Origin of the sequence: Occultella aeris, assembly GCF_902703175.1 — a bacterium.
Lineage (GTDB): Bacteria > Actinomycetota > Actinomycetes > Actinomycetales > Beutenbergiaceae > Occultella > Occultella aeris.
This window is the reverse complement of sequence record NZ_CACRYJ010000034.1, coordinates 183,994-200,232: the sequence shown is the minus strand read 5'-3', so window position 1 is coordinate 200,232 and position 16,239 is coordinate 183,994. Positions and strand designations below refer to the sequence as shown.

The window sequence follows — 16,239 nt, the reverse complement described above, 5'->3', positions numbered from 1 at the left end:
GCCCCACCCCCGGAAGAAGCCCAAGGACCCGAGCCAGCCCGACGACCCCCGCACCGGCTCGAACCCCGGCGACACCGAGGACCGCGCCTAGCGACCACGGTGCCTCCCGCGTGAGGTGGCACCCCCGCTGTCACACAGAACGCCCCGCCCGACGAAGAACGCCAGGACCGACTTCTTCAGGCATGAGGTACTGCCTCACGGGCGACCCCGGTGAGCGGGAGGTGCTGTCGCGGGGTTGGTCAGACGCCGGCGTAGGAGTGCTTGCCGCTGAAGAAGATGTTGACGATGTAGAAGTTCGCGAGCACCGCCATGAACCCGACCAGCGCGAAGTACGCGAACTTCTCGGCCGCCCAGCCCGTCGTGACCCGGGCGTGCAGGTACGCCGCGTAGATCACCCAGATCACGAACGTCCAGGTCTCCTTCGGGTCCCAGCCCCACGGGCGCCCCCAGGCGTGCTCGGCCCAGATCGCACCGGCCACGAGCGTGAACGTCCAGGCCACGAACCCGACGGCGTTGAGCCGGTAGGCGAGGCGCTCCATGTTGGCCGACGCCGGCAGCGAGCCGACGATCCTGGAGCCGAACGTAGCGCCGGACTCCGTGGCCGTCTCGGCGACCGCGGTCGCCGTCGAGGACGTGCCGCCACCGGCAGCGCCCGAGGTGACCTCCGCCGTCGACCCGGACGCCGCCATGGTGGCGGAGCCGGCCGACGCGCGCTCGCTGCGCGCCTTGATCAGCTGGGCTATCGAGATGATCGCCGCCAGGCCGGACAGGCCGGTGGCGAGCGTCGCCACGGACACGTGGATCACCAGCCAGTAGCTGCGCAGGGCGGGCTGGACCCCGTCCGCCTCGACGTAGAGGACGCTGACCGCGAGCATCAGCGCCAGGAACGCGAGCATCGACACCGCGACGCCGAGGTAGCGCACGTCCCGTCGGGTCTGCAGGCCGAGGAAGATGGCCACGACGAAGAACGTGAACATCAGGGTGAACTCGTACATGTTCGCCCACGGCACCCGCCCGGCGGCGAGGCCGCGCACCACGATCCCGACGAACTGCAGCCCGGCGCCGAGCCACATCGTCGACAGGCCGATCCCGGCGGCGCGGCGCCTGCGATCCTTGGGTGCACCGACGCCGAGCGCGCTGACATCCACCGCGAACGCGATCATCGCGACCACGTAGGACGCCATCGCCCCATAGATCAGCAGCGTGCTGATGTCACCGAGATCGCTGTTCACCGGTCCTCCTTCGACGTTGCGGCCTGATCGGAGTCCAGGACCGCCAGGACCCGGTCCAGTTCACGCTGGAGACCGGGATCGTCGCCGCGGGCCAACGCCGCCGCGGAGACCACTGTATCCCCGTCGGCGCCTGCCACCAGGCGCACCCAGATCCGGCGCCGCGGCAGGAACAGCGAGGCCACCAGTCCGGCGAACGCAAGTCCGGCGAACACCCCCATCCACACGATCGACGGGTCGTAGCGCACGTCGAACGCGGCGAAGCGGGGCAGATCCTCGAAGGTGATGGTGCCGAGCCCGTCCGGCAGGTCCACGGACTCCCCGGGCCGCAGCACCACCTGGACCGGACCCTCGGTCCCGTCCTCGGCGGTGGTCAGGACCTGCTCCATGTTCGTGGTGTCCAGCAGGTAGAGGTTCTGCGGCACGCCGTTGTCCAGGCCGAGGTCCCCGACCCACACGTTGAGCACCACGGCCGGGTCCAGGGGCTGGGGGTAGGCGGACCCGATCAGGTTGCCCTCCTCGTCCGCGGTGGCTGTGGGCAGCAGGACCCCGTTGAAGCCGAGCTGGCGTTCACCGCCGTTCGCGTCCGGCACCATCACCACCCCGTTGGAGGTGTAGTTCGGGTCCGCGGTGGGCAGGAACGGGACGGCGCCGGAGAACGCCACCTCGCCGCTGCCGTCGGTCACCGTGAACCGTGGTGCGAAGCCGTTCCCGGTGAGGTAGATGCGGGTGTCGTTGGTCTCCAGCGGGTGGTTGACCCGGACATCCGCGGTGCGGGTGGCGCCGTCGGTCTCGGTGAGGGTCACCCCGGCCACGAAGTCCCGAGCCTGGGAGTCGACCGTGAACTCGGACTCGAACGAGTCCAGGCGGACCCGGAACGGCTCCTGGGCGTCGGCGCCGTACCAGCTGCCGGTGTCGAAGGAGTCGAAGTCGAGCGGGGAGTTCACGAACGTGTCCCCCTGCACCACGACGACCTGGCCGCGGTAGTGCACCAGCTGGCCCCACGCCGTCACCACGAGCAGGCCGACCAGGGCCAGGTGGAAGACCAGGTTGCCGGTCTCACGGCCGAAGCCGCGCTCCGCGGAGATGGTCAGTGCCGTCCTGGCCTCGCCGTCGGCGGTCCGGCCCCGCTCGCTCGCGAGCCGGCGTCGGTACCGGCGCCCGAGGGCAGCGTCGAGGCTCCTCCGGACCTGCTCCGGCGTGCCGACGGCCCGCGCCTGGCCGCGCACGTCGAACCGGGTGAACCGGCTCGGCACCCGGGAGGGCTCGGCGCGCAGGTTCTTCAGGTGCACCCAGGTGCGCGGCAGGATGCAGCCGATCAGGGAGACGAACAGCAGCAGGTAGACGGCGGAGAACCACGGCGAGGCGTACACGTCGAACAGGTGCAGCGAGTCCAGCAGGTCCGCCGTGTCCGGGTGGTCCAGGAAGTACTGCTGCACCGCGTTCGGGTCGGAGGTGCGCTGCGGGAAGAACGCACCCGGCAGAGCCACGACCGCGAGCAGCAACAACAGCAGCAGGGCCACGCGCATGCTGGTCAGCTGCCGCCACGTCCACCGCAACCACCCCCGCACGCCGAGCCCGGCGTCGCCGCGGGGCGCACCGCTCCCCCGGCCGCCCGAGGGTGACCGCGGCCCCGAGGAGCCCGCGCCGCCGCCGCCGGCCCGCTTCGGGGCGGGTTCGATCCCGTCGGCGGCGTCGTCGGTCGTCGCCAGCCCTTCCGGTTCGTACCTCGTCGCCACTCAGATCACCGTCACGAATCCGTCGATGAAGCCCTGCAGCCAGTTCGCGAGGGCGGACCAGATGCCGGTGACCAGGGCCAGGCCGAGCAGCACCAGGAGGCCACCACCCAGGCGCATGATCAGGAGCCGGTGCCGCCGCAGGAAGTTCATCATGCGGTCCGAGGACTTCAGCCCGAGGGCGACGAGCACGAACGGCAGGCCGAGACCGAGACAGTAGGCGATCACGAGCGTCATCGCCCGGCCCAGGTCGCCGCCGTCGATCGCGAGCGCCTGCACGGCGGCGAGGGTGGGGCCGATGCACGGCGCCCAGCCGAGGCCGAACACGATGCCGAGCAGGGGCGCGCCCCACACCCCGGCCTTCGGGCTCATGTGGAACCGGCGCTCGCGCTGCAGGAACGGGACCGCCCCGAGGAACGCCAGACCCATCAGCAGCACCAGCACACCGAGCACCCGGGTGATCACGTCCTGCCACCGGAACAGGTACATGCCCACCGAGGTCAGCGCCAGGGTCATCACCGCGAACACCAGGGTGAAGCCGGCGACGAACCCGAGGATGCCCAGCACCAGCCGGGCCCTCGATCCGTTCGAGGCACTCGAGCCGCCGCGCCCGGTTCCGCCCGCATCCGCACCGACCATGCCGCCCACGAATCCGAGATAGCCGGGCACCAGCGGCAGCACGCACGGGGACGCGAACGAGACGAACCCGGCCAGCAGGGCGATGGGGACCGCCGCCACCATCGACCCGGAGAACACGGTCTCGGCGAACGTCCGGCTGAGCTGCTCGAGCCAGGTCATGGCAGCTCGACCCGCGGGCGCACGCCGATCATGCGCCGGCGGCGAGTTCGTCGTCGATGAGCCCGCGCAGGATCGTCGGGTCGGCGATCCCGATGATCCGGGCGGCCACCCGGCCCTCTGCGTCGAGGACCACGGTGCTCGGCATCGCGGTCAGCGGGACCACGCCCTGCATCGCGGCGACGCCCGCCGCGTCGTCGTCGTCCAGGCTCGGGTACGGCAGCTCGAACCGGCGCTCGAAGGACTGCGCGGTGCCGGCGTCGTCGGTGTGGTTCACGCCGAGCAGGTGCACGCCCTGACCGGAGTAGTCGGTCGCGATCGCGGCGAGGTCCGGTGCCTCGGCACGGCACGGCGGGCAGGCGGCGTACCAGAAGTTCACGACGACGACGTCGCCGCGCCAGTCCGCGATATCGATCGGCTCCTCGGCGTAGGACCGTCCTGCCAGCTCGACGACGTCGCCGCGATCTGACTGGGCCCAGGACTGTACCGAGCCGTCGCCGGAGACGTAGCCCTGGTTCGCGTCGTCGGCGGTCGACGGTGTCGGGTCGCTCGCGCAGCCGGCGAGCACCAGGGCCCCGGCAAGCAGACCCAGCGCGGTGAGCCGCGCCCTGCCCACGGCACGACCAGCCGGACGGACCCGCGTCACGGAAGCACCGCCGTCGTCGCATCGGGCAACAGGTCCGCGCACGGCTCGGTGTAGTCGACCGCGAGCAGCGTGCCGCGCTCGAACGTCAGCGTGGTCAGCGACGCCAGGGTCAGGCGGCGGCGGCGCGGGTCGTGCAGCATGGACCGGCCGAGGATCGTGCTGCGGGCCACCCAGATCGGCAGCTGATGGGACACGATCACGGCTTCGTGACCGTCGGCCGCGGCGCGGGCGTCCCGGATCGCCGCGTACATCCGCGCGGCCTGCTCGGCGTAGGGCTCGCCCCAGGACGGCCGCATCGGGTTGACGAGCTTGGCCCAGTGCGCGGGGTTCAGCAGTTCCGCCGGGTTCTTGCCGACGGTCGAACCCTCGAAGAAGTTCTCGGCCTCGATCACCCGCTCGTCCGTGCGCACCGGCAGGTCGAACGCGGCCGCCAGCGGGGCGGCGGTCTCCTGGGCCCGCTGCAGCGGCGAGGCGACCAGGTGCACCAGGTCCGCACCGCGCGCGGTGAAGGTGTCCGCGATCCGCTCGGCCATCCGGTGACCGCGCTCGGAGAGCCCGTAGCCCGGGATGCGCCCGTACAGGACGCGATCGGGGTTGTGGACCTCACCATGACGCAGCAGGTGGACGGTGGTACGCGACATGGTCCCAGTCTCGCAAAGTTTTCGCCGATGCCATGCACAGGCCTCAGCCCGCGTGGGACCGGACCCCCTCGTCGATCTGGCTGAACGCCGCACCGAGGGCCAGGAGCTGGTCCCTGCTGAGGACGTCCACCAGCCGTCGTCGGACCGAGGCCACGTGCACCGGTGCCGCGGCCTCCAGCTGAGCCATGCCCGCGTCGGTGAGCATGCAGTCCACGCCACGTCCGTCCTGGGCACTGCTGCAGCGGGACACCAGGCCGGCGCGCTCCATCCGGCTGACCGTGTGGGTCAGCCGCGAGCGCGAGTGCACGAGTTCCTCCGCGAGGACCGACATCCGCAAGACGCGGCCGGGCGCCTCGGAGAGCCGCACCAGCACCTCGTACTCGTTCAGGCTCAGGCCGGCACCGTGTTCGAGATCACGGCCGAGCGCGTCGAAGAGGACTGACGTGCCGGTCAGCAGCGCGCGCCAGGCGACCTGCTGTTCGGCGTCGAGCCAGGGCACCGGGGCGCCTGGCGGCGCCTCGCTCGATAAGTCGATGGGCGTCTGTGTCATGGGACCTGCTCCTGCTCCTGTTCGCTGCCGAGGCTGCTGCGCGGAATCACCCCTTGACATCAGCCTAGGTGTCCGGCATTCTCATTACTACAACGTTCAACTACTCGTTCAACCAATTCGACCCCACCCCGAGGAGCACCCAGTATGAGCAACGTCATCCCCGCCGGCACCTACGTCATCGACGCCAGCCACAGCGAGGTCGGTTTCCAGGTCCGCCACTCCGGCATCGCCAAGGTCAAGGGCCGCTTCACCGAGTTCTCCGGCTCTTTCACCGTGGCCGAGAACTTCGCGGACTCCGCCGCGACCGTGACCATCGCCGCCGGCTCCGTGCACACCGGCAACGAGGGCCGCGACGGTCACCTGACCAGCGCCGACTTCTGGGACGCGGCGACCAAGCCCGAGTGGACCTTCGTGTCCACCTCCGTCGAGGGCTCCGGCGAGGAGTTCGCCCTGATCGGCGACCTCACCGTGAACGGCGTGACCAAGCCGGTCACCCTCGATGTCGAGTTCAACGGCGCGCTTGCCGACGCCAGCGGCGCCGACAAGGTGGGCTTCTCCGCCAGCACCGAGATCTCCCGCAAGGAGTTCGGCCTGACCTGGAACGTCGCCCTCGAGGGTGGCGGACTGCTGGTCGGCGACAAGGTCAAGCTCTCGATCGAGGTCGAGGCCGTCAAGGAGCTCGCGTCGGTCGACGCCTGATCACCCGCACGCCGGGGCACCGTCCCCGAGTTGTCGAACACTGACGACGGAGCGCAGCCCGATCGGGCTGCGCTCCGTCGTCGTTCGTGCCAGGAATCGCCGCAATGAGTCAGTGCAGCGCCTTGCGGATCCGCTCCGGGTCGATGCGCCAGTACCCGACCTGCACGCCATCGACCGTGACCACGGGAACCAGCTCGCCGTAGCGCTCCTGCAACCCGGGGTCGGCGTCGATGTCCACCTCGGCCCACGCGACGCCGTCGGGCTCACAGACCGCGCGCACCGCGCGCCGGGCGGTCTCACAGAGGTGACATTCACGCCTGCTGAACAACGTGACCCGCGGCGTAGCGCCGTCGGTCGTGCCCGTCTCGGCCATGCGGGACATCGTATCGACCACCCGGCCCACGGGCGCCGACCGGCACGCGGAAGGCGCGCCCGACGCACTCGACGGTGCCGGCCGGCCGCGGCCGGTTGCGGGCATCGGTGACTACAGTGAAGTGGTGTCAGCCGACCAGTCGCCGGATAGCGAGCCCATCCGGGCCGCCGCGTTCTTCGACGTCGACAACACGATCATCCGGGGCGCGTCCGCGTACCACCTGGCCCGTCGGCTGTACCAGCGGGGCTTCTTCCGTCGCCGGGACATCGTCTACTTCGGGCTCCACTCGGTCTACTACCTGACCTTCGGGGAACGCCTCAGCGCCATCGACGAACTGCGGGGGCGCGCCCTCGGCCTGATCCAGGGGCACTCGGTCGCCGAGGTCGCGGCCATCGCCGACGAGGTCTACGACGAGGTGCTCGCGGACCGGGTCTTCCCCGGCACCCGGGAACTCATCGAGGCGCACCTGCGGGCCGGTGACCAGGTGTGGATCATCACCGCCGGGCCACGCGAGCTCGGCGACCTGGTCGCCCGCCGGCTGGGCGCGACCGGGGCGCTCGCCACGGTCGCGGAATCGCGCGACGGCTTCTACACCGGCCGGCTGGTCGGGCACATGATGCACGGCGAGCGCAAGGCCGACGGCGCGCGCGGGATCGCCGCGGACCAGGGGCTGGACCTGGCCCGGTCGTCGGCCTACGGCGACTCGGTGAACGACGCGCCCCTGCTGGGCCTCGTCGGGCACCCGTTCGCGATCAATCCCGACGCGCGACTGCGGCGGTACGCCGCCGAGCGCGGCTGGCAGGTCCGGGACTTCCGCCGTCGACGGCGGGACGTGCGTCGCGGGGTCCGGACCGCCTCGTGGGCCGGTGCGGTGTGGGTGACCGCGGTGGCGGCCCGCGCCGTGGTGCGGCGCCTGCGCGGCTGAACGTCCGCCGTCGGGCAGTTTCGCCGACGAGCAGTCGGCAGCGCACCCGCGCGAGGCCCGCCCCCGGAACGCACGAAACCGGACGCCCGGCCCGGAACAGGACCACGGCGGGTCCGGTTCCGGTCGAAGGGTCCGGTCTCGGCAAGGGCCGGGCGCATGAGAGCACCCAGCGCCGGCGGGCGGAACGCCCGCGAAGGCTACTTCTTGTTGCGACGCTGGTGACGCGTCTTGCGAAGCAGTTTGCGGTGCTTCTTCTTCGCCATCCGCTTGCGACGCTTCTTGATGACAGAACCCATGGGACCTCACTACGGCTGGGATGAGGCCCGTCGCGAGCCGGACGGAAGCCGTGCGGCTCCGGCCGAATCTCGACGGAGACTCACCGATGAACAGAGAACTTACGACGGGGTGCTAGCCGACGCCGACCCGGTCGGGGCGCACGCACTGAAACAGACCAGTACTACATCTTCCCGGTATCTTACCCGGACCCGGTCAGCGCCCGGTTCCGGTCCCCTCCCAGGAGCCGAGACCGTCGGAGAGCATCTCCTGCACGGCCGCCTGGGGCACACGATAGGACTTGCCGACCCGGATCGCGGGGAGTTCGCCCGCGTGCACCATCCGGTACACGGTCATCCGGGAGACCCGGGCCAACTCGGCGACCTCGGCCACGGTGAGGAAGCGCGGCGCCTCGGCCTCAGCCATGTGCCTCACCTCTCCCCGGTTCCGGTGCCCGTCGGCGGACACAGCCACGCTCATGCGTGCCGGTGAACACGTCGAAAGGCCCGCGCACCGACACAGGAGTGAATCCTAGAGGGTCAGGGACCCGTTCGGGAATCCAATGACCGAATTCATGCCGTGAGCGGGTCGAGCCCGTGCCACGGGAACACGCTGCGACGCGTCGTCATGATTGCCCGGTCGACCGGATCGTCCGGGTCGAACCCATCCACCCAGGTCCGGAACGTCACATCCACGCCGTCGCCCATCGTCTGCGGCGCGTCCAGGTCACCGAGCGCGGCGACCTCCTCGCGCCAGGACGCCGGCACGGGTGTCGATCCCGGCAGGTCCACGCCGGCGCTCACCGCGACGAGGTGGGCCCAGGCCCGTGGCACCGTGGAGAGGATGTCGTAGCCGCCGCCGCCGGTCGCGAGCCAGCGGCCCCCGGCATGACGCTCGGCCAGTTCTGCGATGAGCACCGCCGCCGCGCGCAGCCCGTCCATCGAGATGTCCATGGTGGTCAGCGGGTCCCGACGGTGGGTGTCGCAGCCGTGCTGGCTGACGATGACCTGTGGGGCGAACTCCTCGGCGAGCGGCGCCACCACCGCCTCGATGGCGCGCAGCCAGGGGATGTCCGAGGTGTGCGCGGGCAGTGGCACGTTCACCGCGCAGCCGCGGGCGTTCGGCCCACCGACGTCCTGGGCGAAGCCGGTCCCGGGGAACAGCGACTCCCCGCTCTGGTGCACCGAGACGGTGACCACCCGTGGGTCGTCCCAGAAGGCCCGCTCCACGCCGTCGCCGTGGTGGGCGTCGACGTCGACGTACAGGACCCGGTCGCAGCCGTGCTCCAGCAGCCACTGGATCGCCGCCGCGACGTCGTTGTAGATGCAGAACCCGGACGCCGCGGCCGCCATCGCGTGATGCATGCCGCCGGCGAGGCTGACCGCATGCCGGGACCGGCCCGACCAGACCTCCTCGGCGCCGGCCACGGTGGCGCCGACGATCCGCGCGGATGCCTCGTGCACCCTCGGGAACACCGGGTTGTCGGTGGTGCCGAGGCCGCGGACCGGGTCGCGGAAGCCGTCGCCACCTGCGCGCACCGCGGCGATGAAGTCCCGGTCGTGCACGGTCGCGAGCAGCTCGTCGCTGGCCTCGGTGGTCTCGACCATGCGCAGCCCCGGCGTGTCCAGGAGGCCGAGCGCGCGGATCAGGTCCATCGTGAGGCGCAACCGGGCGGGCGCCATCGGGTGCCCGACGCCGAAGTCGTATCCGAGCAGCTCGGAGCTCCAGGCGAGCGCGACGGACGCGGGCGGCATGGGCATGGTTCACCGTAACGCCACCAGCGCTTTGGTGGCACAGTAGGCTCCGCATCGTCGGGACAGGGGTGAGGAGAGCGGGTGGCGCGAGAGATCCCGTCGTTCCTGCGCGCCGGACGCGACGCCGTCGACGCCATCGCCCGGCACTCGCCCGCGCGCCTGACCCTGATGGTCTTCCTCGGGGTGATCGCGGTCGTCACTGCGCTGCTGTCGCTGCCGATCGCGACCACCAGCGGCGAGTCGGCACCGTTCATGGATGCCCTGTTCATGGCCACGTCGGCCGTGTGCGTCACCGGCCTGACGATCGTGGACGTGGCCAGCTACTGGTCCTCCTTCGGACACGCGGTGATCATGTTCGCGATCATGGTCGGCGGCCTCGGCGTGATGACCCTCGCCTCGATCCTCGGGCTCGCCGTCTCCCGCCGGATCGGGCTGACCCAGCGCCTGCTCGCCGCGCAGGAGACGAAGACCACCCGGCTCGGGGAGGTCGGCACGCTCATCCGGGCGGTCATCATCGCCTCGCTGAGCATCACCGCCGTGCTCGCGCTGGCGCTCATCCCCCGGTTCCTGGCGTTGGGCGAGAGCCTGGGCTCGGCGGCCTGGAACGGGTGGTTCCTGGCCGTCTCGATCTTCAACAACGCCGGGATCGGGATCATCCCCGGCGGCCTGTACGACTTCGTCGGGGACTGGTGGATGTGCCTGCCGATCATCGTCGGCACGTTCATCGGCTCGCTCGGCTTCCCGGCGATCCTGTCCGTGGCGACGCACCTGCGCCAGCCACGCCGGTGGACCCTGCACGCGAAGCTCACGCTGATCACCAGCGCCTCGCTGTTCGGGCTCGGCGCGGTCCTCATCGGTGCCTTCGAGTGGACCAACCCGGCCACGTTCGGCAGCCTCCCGGTGGGCGATCGGATCCTCGGGTCGCTGCTGGCCGGCATCACGCCCCGCTCGTCCGGGTTCTCCACGGTCGACATCGGCGAGATGCGCGAAGCGACCTGGTTCATGCAGGACGCGCTGATGTTCGTCGGCGGGGGCAGCGCCTCGACCGGCGGCGGGATCAAGGTGACCACGTTCGCGGTGATGCTGCTGGCCATCGTTGCCGAGGCCCGCGGCGACCGGGACATCGAGGCATTCGGGCGCCGGATCGAGCTGACCACCGTCCGGTTGGCGATCGCGGTCTCCTTCATCGGCGCCACGTTCGTGGGCTTGGCCACCCTGGCCCTGCTGGTCCAGACGGACCTGCACCTGGACGTGATCCTGTTCGAGGTGATCTCGGCGTTCGCGACGTGCGGTCTGAGTACCGGGATCACGGCCGACCTGCCGACGTCCTCGCACTACGTGCTGGTCGCGCTCATGTTCGCGGGCCGGACCGGGACAATGACACTTGCAGCCGCGCTCGCCCTGCGTCAACGACGCCGGGTCATCCGGATGCCCGAGGAGAGGCCGATCATTGGTTGAGAACAGAGCACGAGGGAACACGGCCAACGCCGCGCGACCGGGCAGCGACGCGGGGGTGCTGGTGGTCGGGCTCGGCCGCTTCGGCGCCTCGCTCGCCGCCACCCTCGACGAGCTGGGTCGCGACGTACTGGCCGTGGAGCGCGACCCGGACCTGATCCAGACCTGGAGCGGGCGGCTGCCCCTCGTGGAGGCCGACGCCACGAACGCCGACGCCCTGGTCCAGCTCGGCGCGAAGGACTTCCCGATCGCGGTGGTCGGCGTCGGCACCTCGCTGGAGGCGAGCGTGCTGATCACCGCGAACCTGGTGGACCTGGGCACGCCGCTGATCTGGGCGAAGGCGATCTCCGCCGAGCACGGCCGGATCCTGCAGCGCATCGGCGCGCATCACGTGGTCTACCCCGAGCACGACGCCGGCGCCCGGGTGGCGCACCTGGTCTCCGGACGGATGCTGGACTTCATCGAGCTCGAGGACGGGTTCACCATCGTCAAGATGCGCCCGCCGCAGGAGACGCACGGGTTCACGGTCGGCGAGTCGCACATCCGAAAGAAGTACGGGGTCACCGTGATCGGCGTGAAGCCGCCTGGGCAGCCGTTCGAGTACGCGACCGAGAGCACGCGCATCGACGCGGAGGACACCCTGATCCTGTCCGGCGACACGGTGCTGTTGGAGAAGTTCGCGCGCCGGCCCTGAGCACCCCCGCTGCCGTCCAGTTCCGCTCGAGAGCTGTAGTTGCTGCCACTTCAGCACTCACACCGCGCATGACTGCCGACGGCGGTGGTGCCGCCGGGCTCGACCGCTGGACGACGCCGGTGGTCCGGTCGTGCTGCGGACCGGTCAGGGCAGGTCGCGGCCGAGTTCCACGGACCGGGCCCGGGCCGCGTCCACGGCCGCGATGACCGCGGCCCGCACGCCCCGCTCGTCGAGTTCGCGCACGCCCGCGACCGTGGTGCCGGCCGGCGAGGAGACCCGCTCCCGCAGGATCGCCGGGTGCTCGCCGGAGGCCAGCGCCATCGCACCGGACCCGGCGACCGTCGCCCGGGCCAGGTCGAGTGCCACGTCCCGGCTGAGCCCGCCCAGGACCCCTGCCTCGGCGAGGGCGTCGATCAGGTAGAAGACGTACGCCGGACCCGAGCCGGAGATCCCGGTGACCACGTCCTGGTAGGCCTCGTCCACCCGCAGCACCGTGCCGGTCCCGGCGAGCAGCTGCTCGGTGCGGTCCAGGTGGTCCGCGGTGGCACTCGTCCCGGCGCTGAGCACGCTCACGCCGTGCCCGATCGTGGCGGGCGTGTTCGGCATCACCCGCACCACGGGGTTGGTGCCGCCGAGCCGGGACTCCAGGTACGCCGTCGGGATCCCGGCGGCGATCGAGACCACCAGCGCGGCGGCATCCAGCACCCCGTCGATCTCGGTCGCGAGGGCGCCCACGTCCTTCGGTTTGACGGCGATGACCACGGCACCGACGCCGTCGACGGCCTCGGTGTTCGTGGCGCACCAGCGCACGCCGTGGCGCTGCGCCACGGCGGCGCCGTGCTCGGCCCGACCGTCGCTGATCCGGATCCTCTCGGCCCCGACGGCATCGATCAGGGAGACCAGGACGGCCTCCCCCATCACGCCGGCGCCGATCAGGGCGACGTCCGCCCCGGTCCCTGACACGTTCTCGATCGGCACGTCGATGTCCTTCCTCGGCAGTTGTGCGGCACTCACAGCGGATACGCCAGGTACACGGCGCGGACGGAGTCGGCGTCCGGACCATCGACGACGAAGCCGACGGTGCCGTTCGTCCACACGGCCCGGCCCGCGCCGTCGGGCGTCTGAAGGATCTGGAAGGTGCCGGCAGCGGCGCCCGCGACGTCGACCTGACCGTCCTCGACGACGTCTGCGCCGTCGAGGACGGCCACGTCCGGCAGCGCTGCGGCGGCCTCCTCGGCGCTGCCCCACTGGCCGACCCGGACGGTCACGTCACCGTCGGCACCGGTGTAGGTGAGCTGCCAACCCTCGACGGCGCCGGCCGTCACCATCGCCTCGTCGGCGACCTGCGCGCTGACGGCGTAGCCGAGCACCGTGTCCGGGAGCGCCGCGAGCAGCGCGGTACCCGTGTCCCGCGCGATCGGCTCCGCCTCCGGGGTGGGCACCGGCCCCGTGGTGGTGATCGTCACCGACGGGTCACCGGCGTCAGCCCGGTCGGACAGCAGCATCGCCACGAACACCGTGATCACCGCGACCACGGCGATCACGAGCACGCCGATGCCGACGGTGCGCCGGTTCAGTGCGAGTTTGCCGATCGCGGCCATGGACGTCCCTTCGCGTGAGTCCGGGACAGCCTAATGGGCCACCCGAGCTCAGCCCTGCGCGTCGGACCTGCCGGTGCGGTACGCGTGCGATGTCCAGCGGTGCCACTGCCGCGCCGGGTCCTCGGGCCGCGCGGTCACGGTGGCGACCGTCAGCGCCGGGGCGTCGACGGCCTCGCACCGCGCCCGCCAAGTCCCGTTCGGATCGATGAGACCCGACGGCTCGTGTGGCGCCTTGTCACTGTGCACGGCGTAGCTGATCCACATCCCGTCGTGGCGGGCCGCGACGAGCGCCGAGGCGGTGAGAGTGTCGTCCGCCCCGGGATCACCGGGCCCCGCGGTGGAGTACAGCACGCAATCCGCACCGATGGCCTGATAGTCGCCGTAGATCTCCGGGAACAGGATCTCCAGCCCAGAGGTGCACCCGAACCGGACGCCGTCCACCTCGAACAGGATGGGTTCGGTGCCCGCCGCGTAGAGGAAGGCCGCCTTGGTCCGGGACAGCAGTCGTTCGTCATATTTCGCGTGGAGCCGGCCGGCCGAGTCGATGACCAGCAGGCTCAGGTGCGGACGCCCGGCATCCGCGGCCGAGCGGGTGACCGCGCCGACCACCACCCAGATGGTCCGCTCCGCGGCCCTGGCCCGGATCCGGGACAGGGCCGCAGCCTGGGCATCCCAGGCGAACCGCGCCCAGTCCGCCTCGGCCACCTCACCCGGCACGGACGAGAGCAGGTGCTTCGACGGGAAGCACAGAGCCGCCTCGGGCAGGTGCAGGAGGCTCGCACCCAACCCCGCGGCCTCATCGATCAGCGACACCACCTCGTCGCCGGCTGCAACGAAGCCGGCGACGTCGCCGGGATCCTCGCGTGGCCTCGTCTGCGCGACGGCCACCCGCACGGATGGTCCGTCCGACTCCTGCTCCGCGCGGCTCGTACCCGGCCCCGCGTCGGTACGGACCAGGTGCCGGCGGGCCGCTGTGTACGACTCGCCGGTGCGCGCAGCCCGGTCCCGGATCTTGCTCTTGAGTGCTCGATCGATCGTCATGTGAACTCCGATGCCACGCCCCGGCTCCCCCCAGCGGTCCCCGGTGCACGGCGTCCGAGTGACTGACGACGGCGACCTGAGACCGAGTCCCTTTGCCTCCGGTTGCGCAACGGTGCAGTGGACCGAGCTGGGGTCGGTCCGAGGAGGTTCGGCGTAGGCCACGCCGGAAGAACAGGAACGACGTTACCCGGTGCGGTGGTGGGCGCGTGCCCTTCGACACGCGGGGCGATCCGGATCACTTCGTCGCGGGATCTGCCAACTTCGGTCGCGGTTGTGCCAGGATCAGCCAAGACTGAGGAGACGAACTCATGGCTGGTGACGACGCTCGGCCCGGGGTGTTCCGATGACGACGCTCCTGATCGGCCTGCTGCTCTTCCTGATCAACCTCGTGGCCCTCGGGCTGGTCCCGGAGCGGCGGCGCCCGTCCTCTGCGATGGCATGGCTGCTGTTGATCTTCTTCCTGCCGGGCGTCGGCCTGCTGCTGTTCCTGCTGATCGGCAGCCCGTACGTGCCAAGCAAGCGCCGCGAGGAGCAGCGTGTGGCAGGGGAGGTGATCCGCGCCGGCCTGGCGGGGGTCCCCGTGCTGCCCGCCTCGCCGGACCGACCGGACTGGCTCGACCCGGTGATGGTGCTGAACCGGCATCTGGCGTGGATGCCGGCAGTGCAGAACAACTCGGCCGAGTTGTTCGCCGGCTACGAGGAATCGATCCAGGCGAAGGCGGACCTGATCCGCACCGCCGAGCGCTACGTCCACGTCGAGTACTTCATGATCTGCCGGGACACCACCAGCGAGCCCTTCATCGCGGCCCTGCTGGAGGTCGCCGCGCGCGGTGTGAAGGTGCGCGTGCTCTTCGACCACCTCTCCACCATCGGCCTGCCCGGCCACAAGGAGTTGTTGGCCACGTTCGATCGGGCGGGCATCGAATGGCACCCGATGCTGCCCATCCAGCCGCTGAAGCGCCAGTGGCGTCGGCCGGACCTGCGAAACCACCGCAAGATCGTGGTCGTGGACGGCCGGACCGGGTTCGTGGGATCGCAGAACATCATCGACGCGAGCTACCACAAGAAGAAGCACGAGGCGAACGGCCGGAAGTGGCGCGAGCTGACGGCCAGGGTCGAGGGCCCCGTCGTCCAGTCCCTCAGCCTCGTGTTCGCCTCCGACTGGTACATCGAGACCCACGAACGGTTGCGCGACTACGTCCAGACCGAGGAGTTCCCCGCGGATCAGGGTGATCTCACCTGCCAGATCGTGCCGAGCGGGCCGGGCTTCCCGGACGAGAACAATCTTCGCCTGTTCAATGCGCTGATCTACGGGGCGCAGGAGCGGCTGTCCATCGCCAGCCCCTACTTCGTACCCGACGAGTCACTCCTGTACGCCATCACGACCGCGGCCCAGCGTGGCGTCGCCGTCGAGCTGTTCGTCAGCGAGAAGGGCGAGCAGCTGATGGTGAGTCACGCCCAGTGCTCCTACTACCGGTACCTGCTGGAGGCCGGCGTCCGGATCTTCATGTATCCGTACCCGTTCGTCCTGCACTCGAAGCACTTCTCCGTCGACGACCACACGGCCGTCATCGGCTCCAGCAACATGGACATCAGATCGTTCAACCTCGACTTCGAGGTATCTATGATGTGCACCGGTGCTTCCTTCGTGGCGAAGATGCGCGAGGTCGAGGACTCCTACCGCTCGGTCTGCCGCGAGCTGACCCTCGCGGAGTGGAAGAAGCGCCCGCTGACGCAACGGTGGCTCGACAACGTCATGCGATTGACGTCCGCCGTCCAGTGACCTTGGGATGGGCGCCCGCGGCCCGCCCGTCCACACCCCGCTGC

18 protein-coding genes are annotated in these 16,239 nt (G+C 70.7%); 5 read left to right on the top strand and 13 right to left on the bottom strand.

Annotated features, from left to right (window positions below; genetic code table 11):
- Positions 1–239: 239 nt before the first annotated feature.
- From ccsB to HALOF300_RS12850, 6 genes are read right to left on the bottom strand one after another with little or no spacing between them, the layout of a single operon-like run.
- The gene (ccsB, locus tag HALOF300_RS12875; protein WP_231955317.1) at positions 240–1,232 is read right to left on the bottom strand and encodes a c-type cytochrome biogenesis protein CcsB; all 993 of its coding nucleotides are present in this window, start codon (positions 1,230–1,232) and stop codon (positions 240–242) included.
- Positions 1,229–2,968 (bottom strand): cytochrome c biogenesis protein ResB, encoded by a 1,740-nt coding sequence (gene resB, locus HALOF300_RS12870; RefSeq protein WP_231955315.1) that lies wholly within the window; start codon positions 2,966–2,968, stop codon positions 1,229–1,231. Before resB ends, ccsB begins: the two co-directional genes overlap by 4 nt.
- Positions 2,969–3,763, bottom strand: a complete 795-nt coding sequence (locus HALOF300_RS12865) for a cytochrome c biogenesis CcdA family protein (RefSeq protein ID WP_156741326.1) — start codon at positions 3,761–3,763, stop codon at positions 2,969–2,971.
- Positions 3,764–3,791: 28 nt separating this feature from the next.
- Complete coding sequence (locus HALOF300_RS12860; protein WP_231955313.1) at positions 3,792–4,406, bottom strand: TlpA family protein disulfide reductase; 615 nt, start codon at positions 4,404–4,406, stop codon at positions 3,792–3,794.
- Positions 4,403–5,047, bottom strand: a complete 645-nt coding sequence (locus HALOF300_RS12855) for a histidine phosphatase family protein (protein ID WP_156741325.1) — start codon at positions 5,045–5,047, stop codon at positions 4,403–4,405. Before HALOF300_RS12855 ends, HALOF300_RS12860 begins: the two co-directional genes overlap by 4 nt.
- Before the next feature lie 43 nt (positions 5,048–5,090).
- Positions 5,091–5,597: a MarR family winged helix-turn-helix transcriptional regulator gene (locus HALOF300_RS12850; RefSeq protein ID WP_156741324.1), complete on the bottom strand. Its 507-nt coding sequence runs from the start codon at positions 5,595–5,597 to the stop codon at positions 5,091–5,093.
- Between the two features lie 144 nt (positions 5,598–5,741).
- Between HALOF300_RS12850 and HALOF300_RS12845 the strand changes: the two genes are divergently transcribed.
- Entirely contained in the window at positions 5,742–6,296 is a 555-nt protein-coding gene (locus tag HALOF300_RS12845; RefSeq protein WP_156741323.1) for a YceI family protein, read from the top strand.
- 109 nt (positions 6,297–6,405) lie between these two features.
- Here HALOF300_RS12845 and HALOF300_RS12840 read toward each other — a convergent pair whose 3' ends face one another.
- Positions 6,406–6,669 carry a glutaredoxin family protein gene (locus HALOF300_RS12840; protein WP_223408471.1) on the bottom strand — a complete coding sequence of 88 codons (264 nt, stop codon included), beginning with the start codon at positions 6,667–6,669 and terminating at the stop codon, positions 6,406–6,408.
- Positions 6,670–6,793: 124 nt separating this feature from the next.
- Here HALOF300_RS12840 and HALOF300_RS12835 point away from each other — a divergent pair, with 124 nt between their 5' ends.
- Positions 6,794–7,594 carry an HAD family hydrolase gene (locus tag HALOF300_RS12835; RefSeq protein ID WP_231955309.1) on the top strand — a complete coding sequence of 267 codons (801 nt, stop codon included), beginning with the start codon at positions 6,794–6,796 and terminating at the stop codon, positions 7,592–7,594.
- A gap of 197 nt (positions 7,595–7,791) precedes the next feature.
- Here HALOF300_RS12835 and HALOF300_RS12830 read toward each other — a convergent pair whose 3' ends face one another.
- The 3 genes from HALOF300_RS12830 to HALOF300_RS12820 all read right to left on the bottom strand — a co-directional run bounded on the left by HALOF300_RS12830 (position 7,792) and on the right by HALOF300_RS12820 (position 9,627).
- Positions 7,792–7,890 carry a 30S ribosomal protein bS22 gene (locus HALOF300_RS12830; protein WP_003792170.1) on the bottom strand — a complete coding sequence of 33 codons (99 nt, stop codon included), beginning with the start codon at positions 7,888–7,890 and terminating at the stop codon, positions 7,792–7,794.
- 193 nt (positions 7,891–8,083) lie between these two features.
- Complete coding sequence (locus tag HALOF300_RS12825) at positions 8,084–8,293, bottom strand: helix-turn-helix domain-containing protein (RefSeq protein WP_154792838.1); 210 nt, start codon at positions 8,291–8,293, stop codon at positions 8,084–8,086.
- 146 nt (positions 8,294–8,439) lie between these two features.
- On the bottom strand, positions 8,440–9,627 hold the full coding sequence (locus HALOF300_RS12820) for an acetoin utilization protein AcuC (protein WP_156741320.1): 1,188 nt from the start codon (positions 9,625–9,627) through the stop codon (positions 8,440–8,442).
- A gap of 75 nt (positions 9,628–9,702) precedes the next feature.
- Here HALOF300_RS12820 and HALOF300_RS12815 point away from each other — a divergent pair, with 75 nt between their 5' ends.
- On the top strand, positions 9,703–11,079 hold the full coding sequence (locus HALOF300_RS12815) for a TrkH family potassium uptake protein (RefSeq protein WP_231955307.1): 1,377 nt from the start codon (positions 9,703–9,705) through the stop codon (positions 11,077–11,079).
- Positions 11,072–11,770 (top strand): potassium channel family protein, encoded by a 699-nt coding sequence (locus HALOF300_RS12810; protein WP_154792836.1) that lies wholly within the window; start codon positions 11,072–11,074, stop codon positions 11,768–11,770. Before HALOF300_RS12815 ends, HALOF300_RS12810 begins: the two co-directional genes overlap by 8 nt.
- A gap of 144 nt (positions 11,771–11,914) precedes the next feature.
- On the opposite strand, the gene proC is transcribed toward HALOF300_RS12810, so the two are convergent.
- From proC to HALOF300_RS12800, 3 genes are read right to left on the bottom strand one after another with little or no spacing between them, the layout of a single operon-like run.
- Positions 11,915–12,784 (bottom strand): pyrroline-5-carboxylate reductase, encoded by an 870-nt coding sequence (proC, locus tag HALOF300_RS12805; protein WP_231955306.1) that lies wholly within the window; start codon positions 12,782–12,784, stop codon positions 11,915–11,917.
- Positions 12,781–13,371: a hypothetical protein gene (locus HALOF300_RS27345; protein ID WP_231955305.1), complete on the bottom strand. Its 591-nt coding sequence runs from the start codon at positions 13,369–13,371 to the stop codon at positions 12,781–12,783. Before HALOF300_RS27345 ends, proC begins: the two co-directional genes overlap by 4 nt.
- 48 nt (positions 13,372–13,419) lie before the next feature.
- A complete protein-coding gene (locus HALOF300_RS12800; protein ID WP_156741318.1) occupies positions 13,420–14,412 on the bottom strand; it encodes a carbon-nitrogen hydrolase family protein in 993 nt (330 codons plus the stop codon).
- Between the two features lie 343 nt (positions 14,413–14,755).
- Between HALOF300_RS12800 and HALOF300_RS12795 the strand changes: the two genes are divergently transcribed.
- The gene (locus HALOF300_RS12795; RefSeq protein ID WP_156741317.1) at positions 14,756–16,195 is read left to right on the top strand and encodes a phospholipase D-like domain-containing protein; all 1,440 of its coding nucleotides are present in this window, start codon (positions 14,756–14,758) and stop codon (positions 16,193–16,195) included.
- The last annotated feature ends 44 nt before the right edge of the window (positions 16,196–16,239 follow it).

Bases quoted from the DNA above. Each gene is read 5' to 3' on its own strand.
- HALOF300_RS12840 (WP_223408471.1), bottom strand. From the start codon at position 6,669: ATGGCCGAGACGGGCACGACCGACGGCGCTACGCCGCGGGTCACGTTG.
- HALOF300_RS12825 (WP_154792838.1), bottom strand. From the start codon at position 8,293: ATGGCTGAGGCCGAGGCGCCGCGCTTCCTCACCGTGGCCGAGGTCGCC.
- HALOF300_RS12865 (WP_156741326.1), bottom strand. From the start codon at position 3,763: ATGACCTGGCTCGAGCAGCTCAGCCGGACGTTCGCCGAGACCGTGTTC.
- HALOF300_RS12850 (WP_156741324.1), bottom strand. From the start codon at position 5,597: ATGACACAGACGCCCATCGACTTATCGAGCGAGGCGCCGCCAGGCGCC.
- HALOF300_RS12795 (WP_156741317.1), top strand. From the start codon at position 14,756: ATGACGACGCTCCTGATCGGCCTGCTGCTCTTCCTGATCAACCTCGTG.
- HALOF300_RS27345 (WP_231955305.1), bottom strand. From the start codon at position 13,371: ATGGCCGCGATCGGCAAACTCGCACTGAACCGGCGCACCGTCGGCATC.
- HALOF300_RS12845 (WP_156741323.1), top strand. From the start codon at position 5,742: ATGAGCAACGTCATCCCCGCCGGCACCTACGTCATCGACGCCAGCCAC.
- HALOF300_RS12820 (WP_156741320.1), bottom strand. From the start codon at position 9,627: ATGCCCATGCCGCCCGCGTCCGTCGCGCTCGCCTGGAGCTCCGAGCTG.
- HALOF300_RS12855 (WP_156741325.1), bottom strand. From the start codon at position 5,047: ATGTCGCGTACCACCGTCCACCTGCTGCGTCATGGTGAGGTCCACAAC.
- HALOF300_RS12830 (WP_003792170.1), bottom strand. From the start codon at position 7,890: ATGGGTTCTGTCATCAAGAAGCGTCGCAAGCGGATGGCGAAGAAGAAG.
- HALOF300_RS12800 (WP_156741318.1), bottom strand. From the start codon at position 14,412: ATGACGATCGATCGAGCACTCAAGAGCAAGATCCGGGACCGGGCTGCG.